Below are 23,055 nucleotides of genomic sequence, written 5' to 3'. Positions count from 1 at the left end.
CTTTTGGAGCTGAAATGAAAGAGGTTATGTCTCGCATTGAATTAAATGGACCATTAGGTGAAAAATTTGGGAACGTTCATTATCGGCTTATTTCTACCACGAAGGAGGCAGTAGTTGCATTAGCAAAAACAATTCCTGGCTTTGAAAAGTTCATGATTACCAGTAAAGATCGTGGACTAACCTACGCGGTGTTTAAGAATGAAAAAAATATAGGGTTGGATGACCTAGGTTTCCCTGTAAAAGGTGAGGTAATACGAATAACACCAGTTGTTATTGGGAGTAAAAAGGCTGGCCTTTTACAAACTATTCTCGGTGCAGTGCTTGTGGTCGCGGGGTTCATCTCCACATTCACTCCTGCTAATGCCGCTGCACCATATCTTTATAGTATGGGCGCATCAATGATGCTTGGAGGCGTGATCCAGATGCTCTCTCCTCAGCCCGGTGGCCTTGCCCGTAAAGAATCCTCCGACAATAAAGCCAGCTATGCCTTTGGCGGCGTAACCAATACCGCCTCGCAGGGCTATCCGGTTGGCCTTCTTTACGGCAAACGACGAATTGGCGGCGCGATTATTTCCGCCGGTATTTATGTCGAAGACCAGCAATAAATATTTTTAATAAGTAATACCATCCATTCAGGCCACCTTGCGGTGGCTTTTTTTATGGGCGTAATATGGCAAATAACATCATTAAAGGGCGTAAGGGTGGCAGCTCTAAACAGCGTACGCCCACGGAACAGCCGGACGATTTACAGTCTGTAGCAAAAGCCAAAATTCTTATCGCATTGGGTGAGGGGGAGTTTGCTGGTGGTTTAACCGGGAAAGATATTTATCTCGACGGTACCCCTCTTGAGAATGCCGATGGTTCGCAAAACTTCAGTGGTGTGGCCTGGGAATTCCGACCTGGGACGCAGGCACAAAGTTATATTCAGGGTATTCCAGGTACTGAAAATGAAATTTCGGTAGGGACGGAAGTTTCCAGTGAGACCGCCTGGACCCACACATTTACCAATACCCAGCTTTCTGCCGTTCGTGTCCGCCTGAAATGGCCCTCCCTGATGAAGCAGGAAGACGACGGCGATGTAGTGGGGAATACCGTCAAGTATGCGATTGACCTGCAGACCGACGGCGGCGCCTGGCAGACAGTACTGGAGACCGCCGTCTCAGGAAAAACAACTTCCGGGTATGAACGTAGCCACCGCATCGATTTACCGCAGGCAGGTAGCACCTGGACACTGCGTCTTCGCAAGGTATCGCCGGACGCAAACAGCGTCAAAATCGGCGACGTCATGACGCTGCAGAGCTATACCGAAGTTATTGACGCGAAGCTGCGTTACCCACATACAGCGCTGCTTTATATCGAATTCGACTCCAGCCAGTTCAATGGTTCTATCCCGCAAATCTCCTGCGAGCCGCGCGGGCGTATTGTCCGCGTCCCGGACAACTATAACCCGGAAACGCGTGAATATACCGGCACATGGACAGGGGGCTTCAAATGGGCATGGACTGACAACCCGGCATGGATTTATTACGACATCGTTGTCTCTGATCGTTTCGGTCTTGGCGATCGTCTAACCAGTGCGAATATCTCCAAATGGGCGCTTTACCCGATTGCGCAGTATTGCGATCAACTGATACCCGATGGCAGGGGTGGCGATGGCATGGAACCTCGCCATCTCTGTAATGTTTATGTTCAGGAGCGCAACGACGCCTACACCGTATTGCGTGATTTCGCTGCTATTTTCCGGGGGATGACCTGCTGGAGTGGTGAACAGATTATCGTGCAGGCCGATATGCCGCGTGATGTTGATTTCAACTATACGCGCGCGAATATTATCGGTAGTCCTCGTTATTCCAGCAGCACCAGTAAGGCCCGATACACCAATGCGCTGGTCTCATGGTCTGATCCGGATAACGCCTATGCCGATGCGATTGAGCCCGCATTTATCCCCGAACTGGTTTCCCGATACAGTTTTAACCAACTGGAAGTCACGGCCATTGGGTGTACGCGGCAGAGTGAAGCCCATCGTAAAGGGTTATGGGGGATCCTAACTAATAACAAGGACCGCATGGTCGAGATTGATGTTGGTCTTGACGGCAGGATCCCGCAGCCGGGCTACATCATTGGGCTGGGCGACGAACGGCTGGCCGGGCGAGTTAATGGTGGTCGTATCAGCGCGGTGAATGGACGCGTCATCACGCTCGACCGTGATATCGATGCAAAAGAGGGCGACCGCCTGCATCTGAATCTGCCATCGGGTATCTCGCAGGCCAGGACCATCCAGTCGGTGAATGGCCGCCGGCAGGTAACGGTCACGACGGGATACAGCGAGACACCAGAGGCGGAGTGCGTCTGGATCGTTGAATATACCGACCTGGTGCCGCAGCAGTACCGTGTTATCGGTGTAAAGGACAACAATAACGGCACGCTCACCATTACCGGCGTGGCTCACGACCCGGATAAATTTGCGCGTATCGATACCGGCGCAATCATCGACCAGCGCCCGATTAGTGTTATCCCGCCAGGCAATCAGGCTCCGCCAGATGGCATCCTCCTGACGTCATTCTCCGTGGTGAATCAGGGGATCAGCGTCGAAACCCTGCAGGCCAACTGGGACGCGGTGCAAAATGCTATCGCCTATGAGGCACAGTGGCGCCGCAATGATGGTAACTGGATTAACGTGCCGCGCAGCTCGACCACGTCATTTGAGGTCAGCGGCATTTATGCCGGCCGTTATCTGGTACGCGTCCGTGCAATCAACGCGGCGGAAATTTCCAGTAGCTGGGCGTACTCGGAAGAAAAGACCCTGACCGGGAAAGTCGGTGAGCCGCAGCCGCCGCTGTCGTTGACGACCGTTTCACTGACCGCAGGTATCGAGATTCGCTGGGAATTCCCGGAAGGTTCAGAAGATACCCAGCGCACAGAGCTGCAGTACAGCCCGGACAAGAGCGGGAACGGTGCGATGCCGCTGACCGATTTAGCGTATCCAGGCAAGCAGTATCAGCAGATGGGCCTGCAGATCGCCACGCATTTCTGGTATCGCGCGCGGCTGGTTGACCGCCTGGGTAATGTCTCTCCGTGGACCAACTGGGTGCAGGGAATGTCCAGCGATAACGTTGATGACTATTACCAGCAGCTCGACGATGCGCTGAAAGGCTCGGATACTTATGAGGAACTGAAAAAAGGTATCCAGGACAACAGCGCTGCCGCCGACGCTGCACAGCAGGCTGCGGACGCCGCCCAGGTCATCGCTGACCAGGCTGCGAAGGACGTTGCCGCGCAGGGTGCTATTGTCACGCAGCAGGGCAAAGACTTAACGGCAGCAATCTCAAAGGGCAACACCACCGCTGCAGGACTGGCGCAGGAAGTCAAAGACCGCGCAGCAGGTGATGCCGCGACAGCTTCCGACGCTGCGAAGAAAGTCGCCGATGCAATAACGAAGGCCGAGACAGACGACGCAGCCGTGGCTAAGAAAGCGGCCGATGACCTCCTGGCACAGAAGAACGCCGTCGACGCGCAGATCCAGACGGTAAATACCACTATCCAGAACGTTAACGATTCGTTAGCGCTGCAAATCGCGTCTATCAGCGCGGGATCTGGCGAACAATTCGACTTCACCTCGATCTCTTACTTCGATAAAGACTCCGAAGGATGGGCCGAGGATGATAGCTGGAAATTACCGCTGCCGATTACCTCTGATGGCTGGCTGATTCCGGCAGGGCCAACCGGCACAATGCGCAGCCCGAACGCCACCAAAATCGACGCCACAGCGTATAAATACATTCGCTTTCGCGTCCGCAAAATCGGCTCGCCGTCGTGGAATCTTCGCCTGTGGTGGACCGGCCAGACTGAACAAGGATGGGTCGACGCTCGCCGAATCACCGTACCTGAACCACAATTCGACCCGGCCACAGGGATCGCCGTGGTGTCTATCGCGGACATCCCCTGGACCGCATCGGCAGACATCCGTCGTGTACGCCTGGACTTCAATACGGCGGGCCTGTCCACGGCTAACCACTTTGAGGTCGACTGGTTCGCCGTGGGCCGCCCGACTCCGGGGGCGTCACAGGCTCAGATTCAGGAACTACGCCAGGCAATGACCGATGCCGATAGCGCCGAGGCTACCACCCGCAATCAATTAGCGGTCCAGCTTCGCGGCACGCAGACTGGCACCAACCCGGACTTGCTGACCAGCGGCCTGATTTACGAAGAGCGCAAAATTCGCGTAACAGCGGAGAAGGCGATCGGCTCTCGCGTGGACACGTTGCGCGTGGACTACGATAAATCAACGGCAGCGGCCTCGTCTCGCATGGACACTATCGCCAGCGATCTCGAAGCCACCGCGAGCAAAACGGACCAGGTAGCCGCTGATCTCACCGCCGCTAACGGTGTTATCGCCGGGCATACGACCGCGATTCAGAACATCGAAGCGAAGAATACCGCGCAGGACGGCACGATCGCATCCCAGGGTCAGAGCATTACCGGTCTTAACTCCAGGCTGGACAACATGCGCGTGGGCGGGGCCAACCTGCTGCCGAATTCGGGCGAGTTGACCGGCTACGGCAACGCCAGCAAATCAGGGCGTTTCAAAGGCAACGCCAGCCTGGCTATCTCGGTCGCGGCGAACGGCACCGCGTACAATCAGACAGAGGTCAAACTTGCCGCACCGGTTGACGGTACCGAGTACGTCTATTCGTTCTATGCGAAAGGGTCCGTTGCGCTGACATTTAACGCCTATTTCTACAACCCGAATACCACCGGATCATGGGAAACCAGCCAGGGCAAGAAAGGATCTGCCGGTGATGGCGGTGTTACTTTCGATATCACGACTGAATGGCAGCGATACTGGGTCAAGTGGAAACAGACCGCCGGAACCGGCACAAAACGTTTGCTGTTGGGACGTCTGCAACCTGCTACTGTCGCGCGTACGCTCTTCATCAACTCGCCTAAATTCGAAGTGGGTAACGTCGCCACCGAGTGGAGCGAAGCGCCGCAGGACAACGCCACCGCTGAAGCCATGACCGGGCTAACCACCAGGGTAACCGCTGCCGAAGGTAAGTTAGAAACGACGTCAAACCAGACGACGAACCTTATCAACCGCCTGAATACCGGCAACTTGCTACTGAACGGTGACGCGACCGCCAGCATCTCATCGTGGACGTTATCCGGCTCAGGAGACGGCGCGCCGGTATTCGACGCTACGCAGAAGGCGCTGACCACCGATAAACCGGCGTGCCGCGTAGCGAACGGTACGAAAGTACCCGTAGAAGCCGGGCAGACGCTTACCCTGTCCTTTGATGTCAAAGTGTCAGATGCCACGATCAGCACCGGCACGCAGATGTTTAATATTGGCCTGATTAAAACGTGGAGTGACCCGACCACGTGGTTAGTGAATAAATTCGACTGGAATTCCGGCCTTACCACCGCCTGGCAGACGAAAACTATCACGCTGAAGATCCCGAATGATTTCCCCGGACAGTGGGTCTATCTGCGCCTGGCGTGCGGCGGCTGGACTCCGGCGGCGGCCCGCTTCTATTTCCGCAACTTCATGCTGTCAGCGTCTAACGGGATCGCCGGGATGGCGTCGGCGCAAGCCGTTACGGATCTATCATCCCGCGTAACGAAGACGGAGAAGGATATCACCACACAAGCCGGGCAAATCACCAGCCTGGGCGGGCGCATCGATTCGACTAACGCAGAAGTCGCGAAGAAGGCGACCACGGCAGCGGTTGATGCGCTGAAGGCCACGGTAACGCAGCAGGGAAAAGATATTACCGCGCAGGCCGAGCGCACCACCAACTTATCTAATACTGTCGACGCGAACAAAAAGGACGCCGACGACAAAAACACCGCGCAGGGCCAGGCTATCACTGGTCTGACCCAGCGTGTTACTGCTGCCGAAGGGGCTCTGTCTACGCAGTCAAGACAGATCACCAGCCTGGACGGCAAGATCGACAACGTAAAAACCGACCTCGGCAAAACTATCGCCACGAAAGCGGATGGATCCACGGTCACCGTGCTGTCACAGACCGTTACGCAACAGGGCAAAGACCTTAAGACGACCAGCGACGCCGTCACATCGCTGAAAGGCCGCGTGAGCACAATAGAAGGTGAAGTGGCTAAGGCGGCTACCATTGAGGCACTGAATCAGCTAACCACCCGCGTGTCGACCGCCGAGGGCAAGCTGACCACGACAGGCCAGCAGATCACTGGCATCAACGCCAGCCTGAACGCTGCAACGGCGTCCGGTGGGGACTACATCCCGAATCCGACCTTTGACCCGGCCTATAGCAGCTTCGGCTTTACGCGTCGTGATACCGTCGACGACGCGACCGACGACTCAATCCCTTATGATGCGGACATCCCGGCGGGATGCCCTAACCGCTATGTCGTCCGCCTGGATCGCCGTGACCACTTCGCCAACCTCGCGGCGATCCCCGTTAAACCGGGCCAGGTCTTTGAGATGTCGGTATGGGTTGCAGCGCGCGCAGACGCGACGGCGCCGTTTAACCTGTATATCGCCAGCACAACGACGCCCACAGGCGGCGGTACGGCGCGCAATTCAAACGGCAACGTGGCCCCGACACAAACCTGGAGACAGGTCGTCTGGCGCTGGACGGTCCCGGCCAGCTGGACTTATGGATATCTGCGCCCGTTCCTGCAGATTAACCAAAGCAGCCCGTTTAAGTCTGTCTGGTACGCTACCGACTGGCATCTGCGGGAAGTCACGGCCGCTCAAGAAGCCAAAGCCGCTGCAGATGCCGCTGCCGGTAGTGTGTCGAGCCTGTCCGGTACCGTCGAGCAACAAGGCAAAAATATCAAGGCGAACAGCGACGCAATTACCGCCGTCACCGGGCGCGTGACTAACGTCGAAAAAGGGAATACGGCGAACAGTCAGGCAATCACGAAGCTTGAGCAGACCACAACGCAGCAGGGCAAAGACATCGACACGACCAGCCAGGCGCTAACCAGCGTCGCGGGATGGGTCGAGTCTCTACGCGACGCTGGCGCTAATCTGGTCCCAAACTACGATTTTCGCCAGGGGTCTGTCGCGTGGACCACTCAGGAAGGCGGGCAGATTAAATTCGGTGATTATGGAGAGGGTAAAGCGGGCGTCCGCATAAAGTGGGCTTCCGGTAACTACTCCGGGATCTTCCCAAACGGGCAGCACAAATTTCAGGTGGATGGCGGGAATAAGAAATACCGCATTGTTGTCAAAGCGAAGAAAGTTTCCGGGGCAGGTAACCTGATGGTCAGACGCTGGGCGCACCGCCCGGATGGCACCAGCGGCTACGAGCAGCAGACGCTACAGTTCGCCACGGCGTTCGACGTCAAGACATACGACTTCAACGCTTGCCCGGACGGCACCGTGGCGGTCACCTTCGGGATCTACTGCTTCCCGGACGCCGCCGAGGTGGATATCGATTACGTGGCGATCTACGACATCACCGATGCCATCCTAATCGCGGCCAACACCAGCGCGACGCAGCAGCTTACGCAGCGTGTGACGAAGACAGAGCAGGACATCATCGCGAACGCAGCAGCTACCACCGCAGTATCCTCTAACCTCACGGCTGCGCTGGCGGACATCGATAATAAGATGGCCGGTAATCTTGTCGCGAATGGTGGCTTCGAGCGAGGCCTGGACTCCTGGACGCAAGGCTCAACCACCGTTGCCACTGTTATCGACGCGCAGTCGCCGCACTCAGGCGGTCGTATCCTGAAGCTGTCCGCACACAACTCCGCGCAGGACACCATTGCGCAGAAGTATGACATCCCGATCCAGAAAGGCCGCACGTATAAGCTGGGTGGGTGGATTCGTGCCGATGGCAATGCCGAGATGCCATCGACGGCGCAGGGCAATAACAAAATACGCATGGGTATCACCGGCCAGACCAACCCGGTTATTGAAGTCCAGTTTGACCCGAAAAACTACCAGACCGGATCGCAGTGGACAGAGATTAGTAAGACCTGGAAAGCGACGGCCACCACGTTCGCCCAGGTCAGCTTCATGGCGTTACTGTCCAAAGGTAACCTCTATGTTGATGATCTCTATCTGATGGACGTCACCGATGCCGTGGACATCGCCGCAAACGCAGCAGGACTGTCTACCATACAGAGCACTGTTAAGAGCCAGGGAGATCAAATTCAGGCCCAGGCGGACGCAGTGACGCAGGTTAAAGCCGACCTGTCTACCGTATCCTCTAAGATGACGAACCCATTCATTGACGGATCGTTTGAGTCGTATGCGGATAACTACAGGGTGGCGGGCGCACAGTTCATCGCCACGACTCAGGCCAAACGTGACGGCAGCAAGTCCGGTAAGGTGACACGTAACAGCGGCGAGACAGGGAACAGCGATAAGACAACAGGAACATGGATGGCGATCCGGGCGGGAGGTAAATACCGTTTCTCCGCCTGGGTGATGATGCAAAGCACGGAAAAACCCACCTCGGGATGGTCTACGGCCATCGGTATGATGACGCGCGGGGAGGGTGGCACGCCGAACTCGTGGCCTGCCGGGATCGTAGTCTCCGATGCATCCGGGTCGTTAGGCGGCAAACGTGATCAATGGGTGCAGGTAACCGGCGTTGCCACAATCAATGATACGCATGCGGTAGGCGTCTTATGGGTCTCGTGCCGTGGTACGTCCGGCGGTACCGGCTATTCGTTGTTTATCGATAACCTGTCAATCGTCGACGTGACCGACGCGCAGGATGCGAAAGCAGACGCCGCAGCCGCTGCCGATGCGACGACAGCGCTCTCTGCCACCGTGACGCAGCAGGGCAAGGATATCAAAGCACAGGCAGGGCAAATCACAAGCCTGGTCTCACGTGTAGGTGACGCTGAATCACGAATAACCCGGCAGGACGAAACGATCGCCGCAAACGGCCTGGCGATGTCGAACGGCTTTAACCAGATGCGCAGCATGATTGGTGACAACAGCGCTGCAATTACAACGACGAGCAAAACCGTTGCTGACCTGGAAAAATCAACCACTGAGCAGATCTCCACGCTGACCTCTCAGGTTGGGGATATGTCAGCGACCGTTCAGCAGACGGCATCAACCGTGGCGGACTTAAACGGGAAACTGGGTGCGCAATGGGGCGTGAAGGTCAACACGTCTTCCGGCGGCAAGAACTACGTTGCGGGGATTCAGCTGGGGATAAACGGCAGCGGGCAATCACAGTTCCTGGTGCAGGCTGACCAGTTCGGTGTTTATGTGCCCAACGGTGATAAAAGCAATCTGGTCTTCGGTGTCGACGGTAACGGCGCATATATGCAGCAGGCGATGGCCCGAAATCTGGTCATCGATTTTGCGCAGATTAGCAATAATATCCAGTCGACAAACTGGAACGGCGACACCGTCGGCTGGGCGATCAACAAAGCCGGGTCAGCGGTATTTAATAACGTAACCATTCGCGGACATGTCGAAGCATCCAGCGGCACCTTTACGGGGACCGTACGCGCGACTGACGGTTATTTTAACGGCACCGTTTACGCCAACAAAATTGAAGGCGATGTGATGATTGGCGAGGTAGCAACATTGCCATTCGTTGAGAAAGATATGTTGGGTTCCGGACAGTATGACCTGTTTTACATCAGCGGGGAGACCTTCGACCGTTTCCTGGACACCAACCTGATCTGTCAGATGTCATCATCGTTCAGGTCCTATGGTGACATTGTTGTGAGTACCCCTGGCCGTGAAGATTACATTCACTATTCATGGGACGCCGGGAACGATGGTGGGTCACGTGCAATTCCGCTGAAAGGGTTGAAAATCTACGCCGCAGGTAAAGGTCAGCGTAACCGTGTATGGATCAACTGTAAGAATGGGCGTGGGTTCAGCTATAGGACATATACCCCATTGGCACAGGTATGGAACGGCACGGTGTTTGACCCATCCTCGGCAGCCAGGACAAGCCAGCGCGAAAAGTTAATTTTTACCATTTTCCGCATGGGCAATCAGATTATTTCCGCACCTTAAAGGAGCGCCCCTTCGGGGGCGAGTAACTATGGCAAACATTAGTGATGAACTGGCGGCCAGTATTCAAAAGTGCTTTGAACGTACCTACGTGGATCTGGCCAATCAGCAGCAATTTTTATTCGGCTCCGGTAACGTGACGGTAACTAAACCGGATGGCACGACCGGGACTGTGAAATCGTGGGCGCAGTTCCAAAGCGAATACGCTACGCGGCAGACGGCTATCGACTCATCAATCACCGCAGCCAATAAAAACCAGGCGAAGACTACAGCGGCAAACACATGGACGCAGACGCAGACGTTCAGTAAGGGCGTAACGTTCAGCGCTACTATTACAGCAGCGGGGCAAATACTCAGGAAGAACAGCAGCACGCAATTCACTGCGATTGATGCCGGGAATCTGGAGATCAGCAGTGACACCACGCCGTTTATTGATTTTCACCACAAAGGCAGCGCTGCAGACTATACGCATCGAATTATCACCGAAGACGGCGCGCTGGCTATTTATCCCGGCTTGCGCGTCCGTGGCGGATTCGGGATTTACGGCGTTTGCACTCAGTACGGCGAAAACTACGGGCAGGGGTTCATCGCCAGGTTGAACACAGATCCGGGTAACGTAGCTAACGGGACAATCATCGCTTCGCCCAGGATGACCACCAGATTCAACACGCGCGGTAACGACAGCAACGTGGACGGCGGGCAGGGGGCTATGTGGTTCGAGGAGCAGGTCGGCACAAATCACAGGCTAGTTTTCATGCTGGGCGGGTTTAGTCAGCCTGTTCAGTATTGGCAACACTTGCCGGACGGGCGGATCTATAGCAGTTCGCGCGGCGATGTTGCGTTCAACGGGACGTCCGACGAACGGCTGAAACACAGCATTGAACCGACTGACGGCCATTTGTCAGTCGATCGCATTCGTCAGCTTGAGCTGGTGACGTTCGTCTACAACGACGATGAGCAGAACAGGACGCGTCGGGGAATAATCGCTCAGCAGGCACAGCAGGTCGATCAACAGTATGTTAAGCAGATTAACACGTCGTATATGCTCAACGGTGAGAGGGTGGACGATGACCGCCTGCAGCTCGATAACAATGTGCTCTTGATGGATACACTGGCGGTGGTTAAAGTGCTAATTCAGCAAGTTGAAGCTCTGGAGAAAAAACTTCAAGTTCAGGAGGAAGGCTCAAGACATGATCGACGTAGGGGTGAAGACGATCTGTAAATAATTGCCAGTATCAGGATGAGCTTAAGCCTAATGGCTATCAAAACTTTTCGTGATTATTCGATATGCCTTCCCACAGTTGTAAAAGCCCAAACATCATGAGTCCTGAGACAGTAAAGAGCGTTGCGGCAACAAGTAAAGTAGTCATTTAAGAGCCTGTGTTTTTATTGATCACATATTAGACACCACGACATCTAAATAGTTGCTGAGCTTTACAAAACAATGAAGTATTGCTACCTAGCTTAAGGTGCCCCACCAGGTAGCCGTATGCAAGAGCTACCTGGTGGGGCTGGTGCTATTCGAGCAGAATAAACACCGTGGGTGATTGTACAGACCGGTCAGCATACAAACCAGCCATCTGCCGATTCCCGAGCGTCTTTCAGAGTAGTCTAAGCTGCTCTTTGGTGAATCATTATTTGGGGCAGATTTTGGGGCAAAATGGTATTTGGGGCATGATTTGGGGCGAGCATATGTCCGTATTTGTCCGCATTTGACAAGAAGTCAATAACGCTATGATGTTGAAAATATTGCAGATCATTGAATTTGCTAAACTATTTTTTTGCATGCCATAATAAAGTTAATATTTAGGCAACCGCGATCAAAAAAATTGCGCTGTTTGCAGCGCCGCGCGAGGTTATTGCGTAAACTTTAAAAACTTTACCAACTCGCTGTTTCTTTAAGGTCATTTGTACGCTTTACTCACCGGCTGCTGCGGCGCGGAACGAGTGTGGCGGCATATTTTTGTTTGGAAAGGATACTTGGGTGGCTCTTATGACGCATGATGCTTTTTCCCTTCGCGGCCTCGCGGCAGGCTGCGCGCTTTTATTTCTCGTCGCGCCTGCGGTGCAGGCTGCGGAACAACTCCCCGATGCGCCATCCATTGACGCGCGCGCCTGGATCCTGATGGACTATGCCAGCGGCAAAGTACTCAGCGAAGGCAATGCCGATGAAAAACTCGATCCGGCAAGCCTGACCAAGATCATGACCAGCTACGTTGTCGGCCAGGCGCTAAAGGCGGGTAAGATTAAGTCTACGGATATGGTGACCATCGGGCGCGATGCGTGGGCCACCGGTAACCCGGCGCTGCGCGGCTCCTCGGTGATGTTCCTCAAGCCTGGAATGCAGGTGTCGGTGGAAGATCTTAACAAGGGCGTTATCATTCAGTCCGGCAACGACGCCAGCATCGCGATTGCCGACTACGTGGCGGGCAGCCAGGATGCGTTTGTCAGCCTGATGAACGGTTATGCGCAGAAGATGGGCCTCACCAATACCACCTTTAAGACCGTGCACGGGCTTGATGCGCCGGGTCAGTTCAGTACCGCCCGCGATATGGCGCTGCTGACCAAAGCGATGATCCATGATGTGCCGGAAGAGTATGCGATCCACAAAGAAAAAGAGTTCACTTTCAACAAAATTCGTCAGCCGAACCGTAACCGCCTGCTGTGGAGCACGAACCTTAACGCTGACGGCGTGAAAACCGGAACCACCGCCGGTGCGGGCTACAATCTGGTCTCTTCCGCAACGCAAAACGACATGCGCCTGATTGCCGTCGTGCTCGGCACCAAAACTGACCGTATCCGATTTAACGAATCTGAAAAATTGCTGACCTGGGGCTTCCGCTTTTATGAAACCGTGACGCCGATTAAACCTGATGCCACCTTCATTACCCAGCGCGTCTGGTTTGGCGATAGCAGTGAAGCGAAGCTTGGCGCGGGCGAGGCCGGTTCCATCACGCTGCCGAAAGGCCAGCTGAAAAACCTGAAGGCCAGCTACACCCTGAATGATACGCAGCTGACCGCACCGCTGACTAAAGGGCAGGTTGTCGGCACCATCGACTTTAAACTGAATGATAAAACCATTGAACAGCGGCCGCTGATTGTTATGGAAGCGGTCAATGAAGGCGGGTTCTTTAGCCGGATGATCGATTTCGTGCTGATGAAACTGCACGGCTGGTTCGGCGGCTGGTTCTCGTAAAATGCAGGCCGCGCCCTGCGGGGCGCGGTTTTAGTAAAGGAGTGAAATCTGTTTTTCTTTCGCCAGCGTAAGCAGCTCGTCATCCGGACACACGTCGCTGGCAATCACGTCAAACTGCGATAAATCGCCCATCCGCGCCGGCCGAACTTTGCCAAATTTACTGTGATCGACGACCAGCACGTGGTAGCGCGCGCTTTTCATCGCCCAGTGTTTAACCGGCAGCTCCTCGAGGTTAAAGCAGGTCGCTCCCTGCTCGCAATCGACGCCCGCGGCGGAATAAAACGCGATATCAGGGCAAAGATGGCTTAGCGTATCCTGCAGGCTCAGCGGTTTAAAAATGGCGTTGCTGGCGTGGAACTCACCGCCGCACAAAATCGCGCGGCACTGTGGCTTTTCCTGCAAGGAAAGGAAGGTGTTGAGCGAATAGCAGACCCCGGTAAACGGCAGGGCGTTGTCGATGGCATCGATAATCCACGGCGTGGTGGTCCCGCAGTCGAAAAAGGCCATCTGATGGGCCTCAAGCAGCTTTGCCGCATGGCGGGCGGCGCGGCGTTTTTCATCAACAAGGCGCGTTTTCTGGTCGCTTAGCAGATAGTGCGTCGCGCTGCGCGGCTCCAGAACGATATAGCCGCCCAGCAAAACGACCGGGCCGCTGTGGCCGTTGAGGTCGCGACGAATAGTCATCTCTGACACCCCAAGCAGGGTGGCCGCTTCTTTTAGATGCAGTTTATCACTGCGCTTGAGTGCCTGAATAAGCTGGCTGATGCGTTCGTCACGACGAGTTTCCATATTCCCTCTAGGCTAAAGCGCCCTGCATCGACAGGGCGTCAGCGGCGATTTTACCTGCCGAAAGAGGGTTAGTCACGCGCAGGCGTTGGGCTCTGCCGCAATTTACCGGCGGCTGAGAAACAGGTTATTCGCGCACCCAGCCTTTGCGAATCGGTAGCGAAAAGAACAGGCGGTACAGCCGCTGCAGATGCTGATAAAGGGTCTTTCCGCCGCTTTGCCACAAAAGCTGGGCGCTTAGACAGGCGCTCATCGCGGTGAGAAGTCCGCCCAGCATATCCATCGGCCAGTGAACGCCGAGATAGACCCTGGACCAGGCAATTGCGCAGGCAACGGCGAAAAGCAGTACTCCCGACCACAGGCGGTGCCAGAACATAAAGGCCAGCGCAAAGGTAAAGCAGATGGTGCCGTGATTGCTCGGGAAGGAGTTGTTGGGCGAGTGGTGCAGGAAGTTATAACCCATACCGGCGGCGAACGGCCGTTCGTGCGGAAAAAGCGCGCCGAATATCCATGACAGCGTAAGACTAATGGCTAATGCCATCATCACCTTAAATACTAGCTGACGCTGGTTTGGACCCCAAAGCCATAAGGCTAATACTAATAATGGCACAATAATAATCAGGTCTTTGGCGATAAACGTCGCGATCTCTATCGCCCACCACGGGGACGAGGGAGTGGCATTGAGTAATGCAAACAGCGAGTAGTTAATATTTTCCAGCATACGTCCGGGCTCTTTAATCCGTTATCAACAAGCCGCCCACCCTAAGAAACGGTGGCGCTAAGGTAAAGCAGTATTTTCTTAATTATCAGTTTGTTATGAGTGAAATCTTGCATGTGTCTTCGTTAACAGACTGAATAAAGGAGTATATAGTGTGTAATCTAATTGAAACATAAACGAAATACATACAGCGGGGTTTTTTATTCGCTGGTGGCGAAGAGGTTGCAGAATGGCGATATTTTTCGTCATCGCTCACAATTCGCTATCTCCCCGGCACGACTTTCATTAAACTTTGCGCGGTTTTATTTAAATAAGAGATTTCATGCACAATTCTTCACTTTCAGGCAAACGCCTCGGACGTCAGGCGCTGCTCTTTCCGCTGTGCCTGGTGTTATACGAATTCGCCACCTATATCGGCAATGATATGATCCAGCCGGGCATGCTCTCGGTCGTGGAAGAGTTTGGCGTTGGCAATGAATGGGTTCCGACCTCCATGACCGCCTATCTCGCCGGCGGTATGTTTTTACAGTGGCTGCTGGGCCCGCTTTCGGACCGCATCGGCCGCCGTCCGGTCATGCTGACCGGAGTGGTGTGGTTTATCGTGACCTGCCTGGCGACGCTGCTGGCGCAAACTATTGAGCAGTTCACGCTGCTGCGCTTTTTGCAGGGTATCAGCCTGTGCTTTATTGGCGCGGTTGGCTATGCGGCGATACAGGAGTCTTTTGAAGAGGCGGTATGCATCAAGATTACCGCCTTAATGGCCAACGTCGCGCTGATTGCGCCGTTGCTTGGGCCGCTGGTGGGCGCGGCCTGGGTACATATCTTGCCGTGGGAGATGATGTTTGTCCTGTTTGCCGTACTGGCCGCTATCGCCTTCTTCGGGCTACAGCGGGCGATGCCGGAAACCGCCACCCGCATGGGCGAGAAACTATCGGTAAAAGAGCTGGGGCGTGATTATCGTGAAGTGCTGAAAAACCTGCGCTTTGTCGCCGGCGCGCTGGCCACCGGTTTTGTCAGCCTGCCGCTGCTGGCGTGGATAGCCCAGTCGCCGGTGATTATCATTAGCGGTGAGCAGGCGACCAGCTACGAATATGGCTTGCTGCAGGTGCCAATCTTTGGCGCGTTGATCGCCGGTAACCTGGTGCTGGCGCGCCAGACTTCCCGCAAAACGGTGCGTTCGTTGATTATCCTCGGCGGCTGGCCAATTATGCTTGGCCTGCTGATCTCCGCCGTCGCTACGGTCGCCTCGACGCACGCTTATTTGTGGATGACCGCCGGGCTGAGCGTTTACGCCTTCGGCATTGGGCTTGCTAACGCCGGGCTGGTGCGCCTGACGCTGTTTGCCAGCGAAATGAGCAAGGGGACGGTATCGGCGGCGATGGGGATGCTGCAAATGCTGATCTTTACCGTGGGTATTGAAGTGAGCAAGCACGCCTATGAGTCTGGCGGCAGCGGACTCTTCAGTTTGCTGAATTTGCTTAGCGGGGTGCTCTGGCTGGCGATGACGGTCTACTTCCTGAAGGACAAACGCGTAGGCAGCTCCCTCGAACCGCAGTAACTCTCCAATGACCTGCTGCGACGTTACGCGCCGCAGCAGGCGCGCCCTCAGGCGAACGGCGCTTCGCGATTAAGCACTTTATCAATGATATGCAGTACGCCCTCTTCGTTATTGTGCGGCGCACGATAGCCAGCAACGGCCTTCACCGGCGCGGCGGCGTTGGCCATCGCGTAACCGAATCCGGCATGCTGCAGCATTTCAATATCGTTGCCGCTATCACCAAAGGCGACCACTTCATGATTGTCGATCCCCCAGCGCTCCTGCAGGATGCGCAGGCCGTTAGCTTTGTGTACTCCAGGAATAATCAGGTCAATGCTGCCGTAGCCGGTAGCGACTGCGGTTACCATATCGCCAAGCGCGGCGTGCAGCTTCGGCTGTATCTCAGGGATCAGCTGGTCCGGGACGTTGAGGCCAAATTTCAGAATCGCATCATCAGCAATATGATTAAAGTCGTCGACCAGTTCGAGGCGATGATAGTACTTCGCCGCGACCGCTTTCAGCTCATCATTATACTGGTTGAGGGTATAAGCGCTGCGCTTACCGCAGGCGATAATTTCAATGTTGGTCAGCGTCTGGAGATGATCGATGACGGTATTGAAATGTTCCTGCGGCATCCGGCAGTTAAATACATCTTCTCCGGCGCTGACCACCCAGCCGCCGTTTTCGGCGACAAAGGCGATCTCGTGCGCTACCTCCGGGAAGAAGGAGATAAGCTGGTAATACTGGTTGCCGCTGGCGACGACGAAGCGGATGCCCTGCTCGCGCATCCGCTGATACTGGGCGAGGAAGCGCTGACGGTTATAGGTTTTGGCATCGCTCAGAAAGGTGCCATCCATGTCTACCGCAATCAATTTGATGCTCATTAACTGTTCTCCATCACGGGTTCAGAGTGTGGCTTCGCAACTGCCCGGGCGACGATGGCCGCGACCAGCACCAATGCCAGCACTACCATCATGGCGCTACGCAGGCCGAAGTGCTCGCCGAGGAAGCCCAGCAGCGGCGGCCCGACGAGGAAGGCGAGGTAGCCGGTAATCGCCACCACGCTGACGCGCTTCGGCGCATCCGGGCCAGTGTCGCTGGCGGCGGAAATGGTCAGCGGGAAGCCGAGCGATGCGCCGAGGCCCCATAATAGTACGGAGAGGCCGGCGACCCACGGGTTATCGACAAAAATAATCAGGCCAATGCCCAGCGCGCCCATGACCGCGCTGGCGCGAACCACCGTCACCCGGCTGTAGCGGTCAATAAACCAACCGCCGGTAAAACGGCCGAGGGTCATACCGAGGGTGAAGCCCGCGTAAATCAGCGACCCGGAAGTCGGGCTGAAGCCGTGGCCGTCCACCATCAGCAGCGGCAGCCAGTCGTTGGCGGAACCCTCGGCAAAGGCCATGGCCAGGACGATGACGCCAATCAGCAGCAACTGAGCATCTCGCCATATCGGCAGGCCTTTGCCTTCATGGCGCGCCGCTTCCGCTGCATTCTTGCCGGTACCTTCAGGAATTGCGCGAATGGCGATAGCGATGGGGGCGACAGCCACCAGCGCCGCCAGCAGAATGTGCGGCGCGGCGGGCAGGCCGAAGCCGGTGACCGCCATGCCTATTCCGGCGCCGACGAGCGTGCCGAAGCTGTAGAAACCATGCATCATCGGCAGCACGGTTTTATTCATTTCGCGTTCAACGGCGGCGCCTTCAACGTTAATCGCTACTTCCGCTGAGCCAAAGCTGGCGCCGAAGATGGCTAAGCCAACAGCAAACAGCACCGCCGAGGTAAACCATAGCGCGGCGCTGAGGACCAGCATGCCGACCACCGCGCAGGACATGGTGGTACGAATCACTTTTCGGGTGCCGAATCGATTGACCAGCCACGCTGAGCAGAGGATGCCGCTCATCGAACCTATTGATAGTCCAAATAATACAATCCCCATTTCCGCCGTCGAGAGCGCGAGCAGATCGCGAATCGCCGGCGTGCGGGTCGCCCATGAGGCCATGAGTAATCCAGGGATAAAAAAGAACATGAAGAGCGCCCACAGCCTTAGCTGAAGGGCTCTGCGGGAGGTTTGCGCTGTCATCCGTAAATGCCCGAGAGTGGAGAGATGCAGACAACAGTAGCAAGGTTGTGTACATTTGTACATCCAGGCTGCTTGCTGAAGAATGTTTTTTTATTGACCTCTATGATTCGATTCAGCCTGAGGAATGCGCCCAGCATCCGCTAAGGGATTAAGCGCCTATTTAAATGAGAGAGGAACACTGATGGCCCGTCGACCAAACGACCCGCAGCGTCGGGAGCGGATTTTGCAGGCGACGCTGGACACGATCGCGATACACGGCATCCACGCGGTCACGCATCGGAAAATCGCCACCTGTGCGGGCGTGCCTTTGGGCTCGCTGACCTACTATTTCAGCGGTATCGAGGCGCTGGTCGAAGAAGCGTTCAGCCTGTTTACCGGCCAGATGTCGGCGCAGTATCAGCTGTTTTTTGCCGATGTGCATAGCCGCGAAGAGGCCTGTGACGCGATTGCCGAGCTGATATTCAGCGCCCAGGTGACCACCGCGCGCAATATGGAGCTGATGTATCAGCTGTATGCTTTTTGCAGCAGTCAGCCGAATTTAAAAGCAGTCATGCAAAACTGGATGCTGCGCAGCCAGCAGACTCTGGAACAGTGGTTTGAACCAGCAACGGCCCGCGGGCTTGACGCCTTTATCGAGGGTATGACGCTGCACTTCGTGACCGACAGAGCGCCGCTATCCAGAGAAGCAATTCGACTGATGGTGGGAAGGCTGGCGGGAGAGTGAGCGGGGCGCAGAAAACAAAAAACCCATCAACCTTGAACCTAAGTGGCGGGGTTGATGGGCTCCACAAAATGGGGACATCAAAGAAAAGCAGTGGCACTACTTATGACTGATGCCAGCAAAAAAAGTTCTGCGTATGCGCGTTTTTTTTCTTAAAAAATTCACTGTAGTCCCGGCCAGATGATGACAATCAGCGTACCTGCCAGGGTTAACAATACGTTAGCGATGGCGTAGGTCCCCGCGTATCCCAGCGCCGGAATATTGCTGCGGGCAGTATCGCTGATAATTTCCATCGCCGGCGCGCAGGTACGGGCGCCCATCATGGCGCCGAAGAGCATCGCGCGGTTCATGCGCAGGATGTACGCGCCGAACAGGAAGCAGATAACCACCGGTACCAGGCTGACGATCAGGCCCGCCGCCAGCATCTGACCGCCGACGGCGCCGAGGCCGTTGTTAATCCCGGCGCCCGCGCTGAGCCCCACGCCGGCCATAAATACCATCAGGCCGAACTCTTTCACCATATTCAGCGCGCCCTGCGGGATGTAGCCGAACGTCGGATGGTTGGCGCGCAGGAAGCCGAGCATAATGCCGGCAAACAGCAGACCGGCGGCGTTACCGATGCCGAAGCTGAACGAACTGAACTGGAAGGTGATCATGCCGATCATCAGGCCAACGATAAAGAAGGCGCAGAAGGCGAGCAGGTCGGTCACCTGGCTGTGAATGGAGATGAAGCCGATACGATCGGCGACGGTTTTAACGCGACGCGCGTCGCCGCTGACCTGCAGCACATCGCCCTTGTTGAGCACCACGTTATCGTCGATAGGCATTTCGATCTGGCTGCGAATGACGCGGTTTAAGAAGCAGCCGTGGTCGGTCAGCTTCAGCTGCGCCAGGCGACGGCCGACGGCATTGTGGTTTTTGACCACGATCTCTTCGGTGACGATGCGCATATCGAGCAGATCGCGGTCGAAGACCTCTTTGCCGTTACGGAAGCTTGGGTCGAGGCGGGCATGGGCATCCGGGTAACCCACCAGGGCGATATCATCACCCATCTGCAGCACCGCATCGCCGTCCGGGTTCGCGAGAATGCCGTTGCGGCGGATGCGCTCAATGTAGCAGCCGGTCTGGCGGTAAATACCCAGCTCGCGCAGATTTTTACCATCAGCCCACGCCACCAGCTCCGGACCGACGCGGTAGGCGCGGATCACCGGCAAATAGACCTTACGCCGGGAGTCGGTATCGAGACCGCGCTCGCGGGCGATTTGCTGGGCGCTGGTCTGCAAATCCTGATGCTGCAGCTTCGGCATATAGCGGGCGCCGACGATCAGGCTGACCAGGCCAATCAGATAGGTCAGCGCATAGCCGAGGCTCAGATGATCGAGCGAAAGGGCGAGCTGATCGCTGGGCATGCCGAAGTGGCGAAGCGTATCCCCGGCGCCGACCAGCACGGGAGTGGACGTCATCGCGCCGGCGAGCATCCCGGCCGTCAGGCCGATATCCCAGCCGAAGAGCTTACCCAGTCCCATGGCGATCAGCATTGCGCTGCCGACCATTACCAGCGCGAGCATCAGGTAATTTTTCCCATCGCGAAAAAAAATAGAAAAAAAGTTGGGTCCCGCTTCTACGCCGACGCAAAAAATAAACAGCATAAAGCCGAGATTGAGGGCGTCAGTGTTAATACTGAAATGCTGCTGCCCTAATAATAGGGAAACCACTAAAACGCCAATGGAATTACCAAGTTGTACCGACCCGAGACGCAGTTTCCCGAGGCAGAGTCCCAGTGCAAGTACAACGAACAATAACAGGATGTAATTCCCGTTTAACAAATCTGCGACGTTTATATTCACGAAAGCCAACTTCTCATTTACTAGTAAGTTGTTGAAGGAAATGGTTATTTGGTCTAAGGTTGGTCCAGTGTTCGCGTTGTCCCGAACGCTATTCTGGCATCCCGTTATAACCAGCAAAATATAGTCGATAGTTTAATCTTTCCTGGGGGCTGCGGCTAGCAACAATCGTTATTACCTTGACGGGATCTTTTATTGGCATGGATTGCCAGAATCTTTATCTGACTGGGCGAAGTGGAAGTTGGTTAGAGGCAAAATCAGGAGGATGTCGTGAAATCTGAGCGTGCTTGGGCCGGTATTATCTGTGGGTTCTTTCTATTTATCGTGGTTTGCTTATCGCTGCTGTTACATATGAAAGGCGCCTTTCGGGCTACCGGTAACCCTGAGCTCGGGCTGCTGTTCTTTTTGCTACCCGGTGCGGCGGCAAGCTGCCTCTCCCCGGGTCAGCGGGTGCTGCGTCCGCTTATCGGCGCTATGCTGGCTGCGCCTATTTGTCTGGTCGTCATGCGGTTATTCTTCGTCACTCAACGATCTTTCTGGCAGGAACTGGCGTGGCTATTTAGCGCGGTGTTCTGGTGCGCGCTGGGCGCGCTGTGCTTTTTATTTATTTGCGCCTGGCTTGATACCAGACGCAAGCCCTCGTCAGAGGAGTGAGTCGTCTCAGGCAAACAGACCGAGATTCTCTTTCGCCCAGGCTTCAAAGTCGGTGCAGCCGCCAATGTGCTTCTGATCGACAAAAATCTGCGGTACGGTTTCAACCGGTTTACCCACGGTTTTCTCCAGATCGGCTTTGCTGATGCCTTCAGCGTGGATATCAATGTAGCGATAGTTAAAATCATCGCGTTCGTTGCTCAGTTTTTCCGCCAGTTCTTTGGCGCGAACGCAATATGGGCAACCTGGACGACCAAAAATTACCGTAAACATACTCTCTCTCCTTAAACCTCAGCCGGATGGCGAATGGGGCGTATCATGCCGCGTTATGGCGACGAGGAAAAGAAGGTTCTGCCTTTTGCTTTGATGGCTTAAGGCTATGTTTGTTAAATATTCTGCTGATGAAACCGCTATACTCCCTCTGATACGCGACTTTTTTACCCGGTTGCGTGATTGCTTTGGACCGGAGGAGCGTTATGCGATCGCCCGCAGCATTACCCAAAAGCGTTCTGGTAGTTGAGTTTATCGGCATGGTGCTGTTGACCCTGTCCTGGCTCTCGCTTAATCAGTACGTCAGCCTGCCTGCGCCGTTTTCCAGCCCGACAGCGGCGCTGCTGATGATCTTCGCGGGGATCCTGCTGATGCTTCCGGCCGCCGTGGCGTTAATCTGGCGTGTGGCGAAAGTTGTTGCTCCGCAGTTGACGCAAACGAAAAATTCCCCTTCATCATTGCCTGACAGAGAAAAACGAGATGACGCCGACCATTGAGCTGCTGCGTAGCCACCGTTCTATTCGCCATTTTACCGACGCGCCGATCAGCGAAGAACAGCGCGCCGCAATTATCGCCAGCGCGCAGGGAGCCTCCAGCTCCAGTTTTTTACAATGTACCTCAATTATTCGCGTTACCGACCCGGAAATACGTCAACAGCTGGTGCCGCTGAGCGGCGGACAGCAGCACGTGGCGCAGGCTGCGGAATTCTGGGTATTCTGCCCTGATTTTAACCGCAATCTGCAAATCTGCCCGGACGCTCAGCTGGGTCTCGCCGAACAGCTCCTGCTGGGCTGCGTCGACACCGCGATTATGGCGCAGAATGCGCTGGTGGCGGCGGAATCTCTTGGCCTGGGCGGCGTCTATATCGGCGGGCTGCGTAACAATATTGATGCGGTGACCCAGCTGCTGAAGCTCCCACAGCACGTAATGCCGCTGTTTGGCCTGTGCCTTGGCTGGCCTGACGATAATCCGGAAGTGAAACCGCGCATGCCGTCGGCGATGCTGGTTCATGAAAATCACTATCAGCCGCTGGATGAGACGGTCCTTGCTGAATATGACGAGCAGTTGGCGCACTATTATCTCTCTCGCGGCAGCAACACGCGTCGCGATACCTGGAGCGACCATATCCGCCGGACTATCGTCAAAGAAAGCCGGCCATTTATTCTGGAATATCTGCATAAGCAGGGATGGGCTACGCGCTGATTGCGTGTAAACTGCACCCGGTCTGACGCAAGGAAATTCCGCAGGTCAGCGCTAATTTAAA

The 23,055-nt window shown here is 55.5% G+C and carries 15 protein-coding genes; 9 read left to right on the top strand and 6 right to left on the bottom strand.

Translation table 11 applies throughout. The features are described from left to right. The first annotated feature begins 14 nt into the window (after positions 1–14). The 4 genes from ABLV11_RS11770 to dacC all read left to right on the top strand — a co-directional run bounded on the left by ABLV11_RS11770 (position 15) and on the right by dacC (position 13,178). Complete coding sequence (locus ABLV11_RS11770; protein WP_201435322.1) at positions 15–605, top strand: tail assembly protein; 591 nt, start codon at positions 15–17, stop codon at positions 603–605. A gap of 65 nt (positions 606–670) precedes the next feature. Beyond that, entirely contained in the window at positions 671–9,985 is a 9,315-nt protein-coding gene (locus ABLV11_RS11765; protein ID WP_201435320.1) for a carbohydrate binding domain-containing protein, read from the top strand. Positions 9,986–10,013: 28 nt separating this feature from the next. After that, positions 10,014–11,204, top strand: a complete 1,191-nt coding sequence (locus ABLV11_RS11760; RefSeq protein ID WP_142445525.1) for a tail fiber domain-containing protein — start codon at positions 10,014–10,016, stop codon at positions 11,202–11,204. A 771-nt stretch (positions 11,205–11,975) separates the two neighbouring features. Beyond that, entirely contained in the window at positions 11,976–13,178 is a 1,203-nt protein-coding gene (gene dacC / locus ABLV11_RS11755) for a serine-type D-Ala-D-Ala carboxypeptidase (RefSeq protein WP_049128024.1), read from the top strand. A gap of 30 nt (positions 13,179–13,208) precedes the next feature. Here dacC and deoR read toward each other — a convergent pair whose 3' ends face one another. Both deoR and ybjG read right to left on the bottom strand, forming a co-directional pair. Next, complete coding sequence (gene deoR, locus ABLV11_RS11750; protein WP_004100552.1) at positions 13,209–13,967, bottom strand: DNA-binding transcriptional repressor DeoR; 759 nt, start codon at positions 13,965–13,967, stop codon at positions 13,209–13,211. A 124-nt stretch (positions 13,968–14,091) separates the two neighbouring features. Next, positions 14,092–14,685, bottom strand: coding sequence for an undecaprenyl-diphosphate phosphatase (gene ybjG, locus ABLV11_RS11745; RefSeq protein ID WP_004100554.1), 594 nt, complete (start codon positions 14,683–14,685; stop codon positions 14,092–14,094). A 319-nt stretch (positions 14,686–15,004) separates the two neighbouring features. Between ybjG and ABLV11_RS11740 the strand changes: the two genes are divergently transcribed. Then, positions 15,005–16,240: an MFS transporter gene (locus ABLV11_RS11740; protein ID WP_016808088.1), complete on the top strand. Its 1,236-nt coding sequence runs from the start codon at positions 15,005–15,007 to the stop codon at positions 16,238–16,240. A 47-nt stretch (positions 16,241–16,287) separates the two neighbouring features. Here the strand turns inward: ABLV11_RS11740 and ABLV11_RS11735 are convergent, their stop codons facing one another. Both ABLV11_RS11735 and ABLV11_RS11730 read right to left on the bottom strand, forming a co-directional pair. After that, positions 16,288–17,103: a Cof-type HAD-IIB family hydrolase gene (locus tag ABLV11_RS11735; protein WP_049593366.1), complete on the bottom strand. Its 816-nt coding sequence runs from the start codon at positions 17,101–17,103 to the stop codon at positions 16,288–16,290. Continuing rightward, entirely contained in the window at positions 17,103–18,305 is a 1,203-nt protein-coding gene (locus ABLV11_RS11730; RefSeq protein ID WP_017146224.1) for an MFS transporter, read from the bottom strand. The genes ABLV11_RS11735 and ABLV11_RS11730 overlap by 1 nt, the downstream gene beginning before the upstream one ends. Positions 18,306–18,486: 181 nt before the next feature. Here ABLV11_RS11730 and ABLV11_RS11725 point away from each other — a divergent pair, with 181 nt between their 5' ends. Continuing rightward, positions 18,487–19,029 carry a TetR family transcriptional regulator gene (locus ABLV11_RS11725; protein WP_004100562.1) on the top strand — a complete coding sequence of 181 codons (543 nt, stop codon included), beginning with the start codon at positions 18,487–18,489 and terminating at the stop codon, positions 19,027–19,029. 158 nt (positions 19,030–19,187) lie between these two features. On the opposite strand, the gene ABLV11_RS11720 is transcribed toward ABLV11_RS11725, so the two are convergent. Continuing rightward, the gene (locus ABLV11_RS11720) at positions 19,188–20,873 is read right to left on the bottom strand and encodes an aspartate:alanine antiporter (RefSeq protein WP_004100564.1); all 1,686 of its coding nucleotides are present in this window, start codon (positions 20,871–20,873) and stop codon (positions 19,188–19,190) included. 267 nt (positions 20,874–21,140) lie between these two features. Here ABLV11_RS11720 and ybjM point away from each other — a divergent pair, with 267 nt between their 5' ends. After that, on the top strand, positions 21,141–21,524 hold the full coding sequence (gene ybjM, locus ABLV11_RS11715) for an inner membrane protein YbjM (RefSeq protein WP_004100565.1): 384 nt from the start codon (positions 21,141–21,143) through the stop codon (positions 21,522–21,524). Positions 21,525–21,530: 6 nt separating this feature from the next. On the opposite strand, the gene ABLV11_RS11710 is transcribed toward ybjM, so the two are convergent. After that, a complete protein-coding gene (locus tag ABLV11_RS11710; RefSeq protein ID WP_004100567.1) occupies positions 21,531–21,794 on the bottom strand; it encodes a GrxA family glutaredoxin in 264 nt (87 codons plus the stop codon). A gap of 203 nt (positions 21,795–21,997) precedes the next feature. Here ABLV11_RS11710 and ABLV11_RS11705 point away from each other — a divergent pair, with 203 nt between their 5' ends. After that, positions 21,998–22,288, top strand: coding sequence for a YbjC family protein (locus ABLV11_RS11705; RefSeq protein WP_348855317.1), 291 nt, complete (start codon positions 21,998–22,000; stop codon positions 22,286–22,288). Further along, a complete protein-coding gene (gene nfsA, locus ABLV11_RS11700) occupies positions 22,272–22,994 on the top strand; it encodes a nitroreductase NfsA (RefSeq protein WP_004111822.1) in 723 nt (240 codons plus the stop codon). The genes ABLV11_RS11705 and nfsA overlap by 17 nt, the downstream gene beginning before the upstream one ends. The last annotated feature ends 61 nt before the right edge of the window (positions 22,995–23,055 follow it).

Origin of the sequence: Klebsiella sp. GW_Kp181 (assembly GCF_040062315.1) — a bacterium.
GTDB lineage: Bacteria > Pseudomonadota > Gammaproteobacteria > Enterobacterales > Enterobacteriaceae > Klebsiella > Klebsiella oxytoca.
Note: the sequence above shows the minus strand (reverse complement) of the source record. Positions and strands in the feature narration are given on the sequence as shown.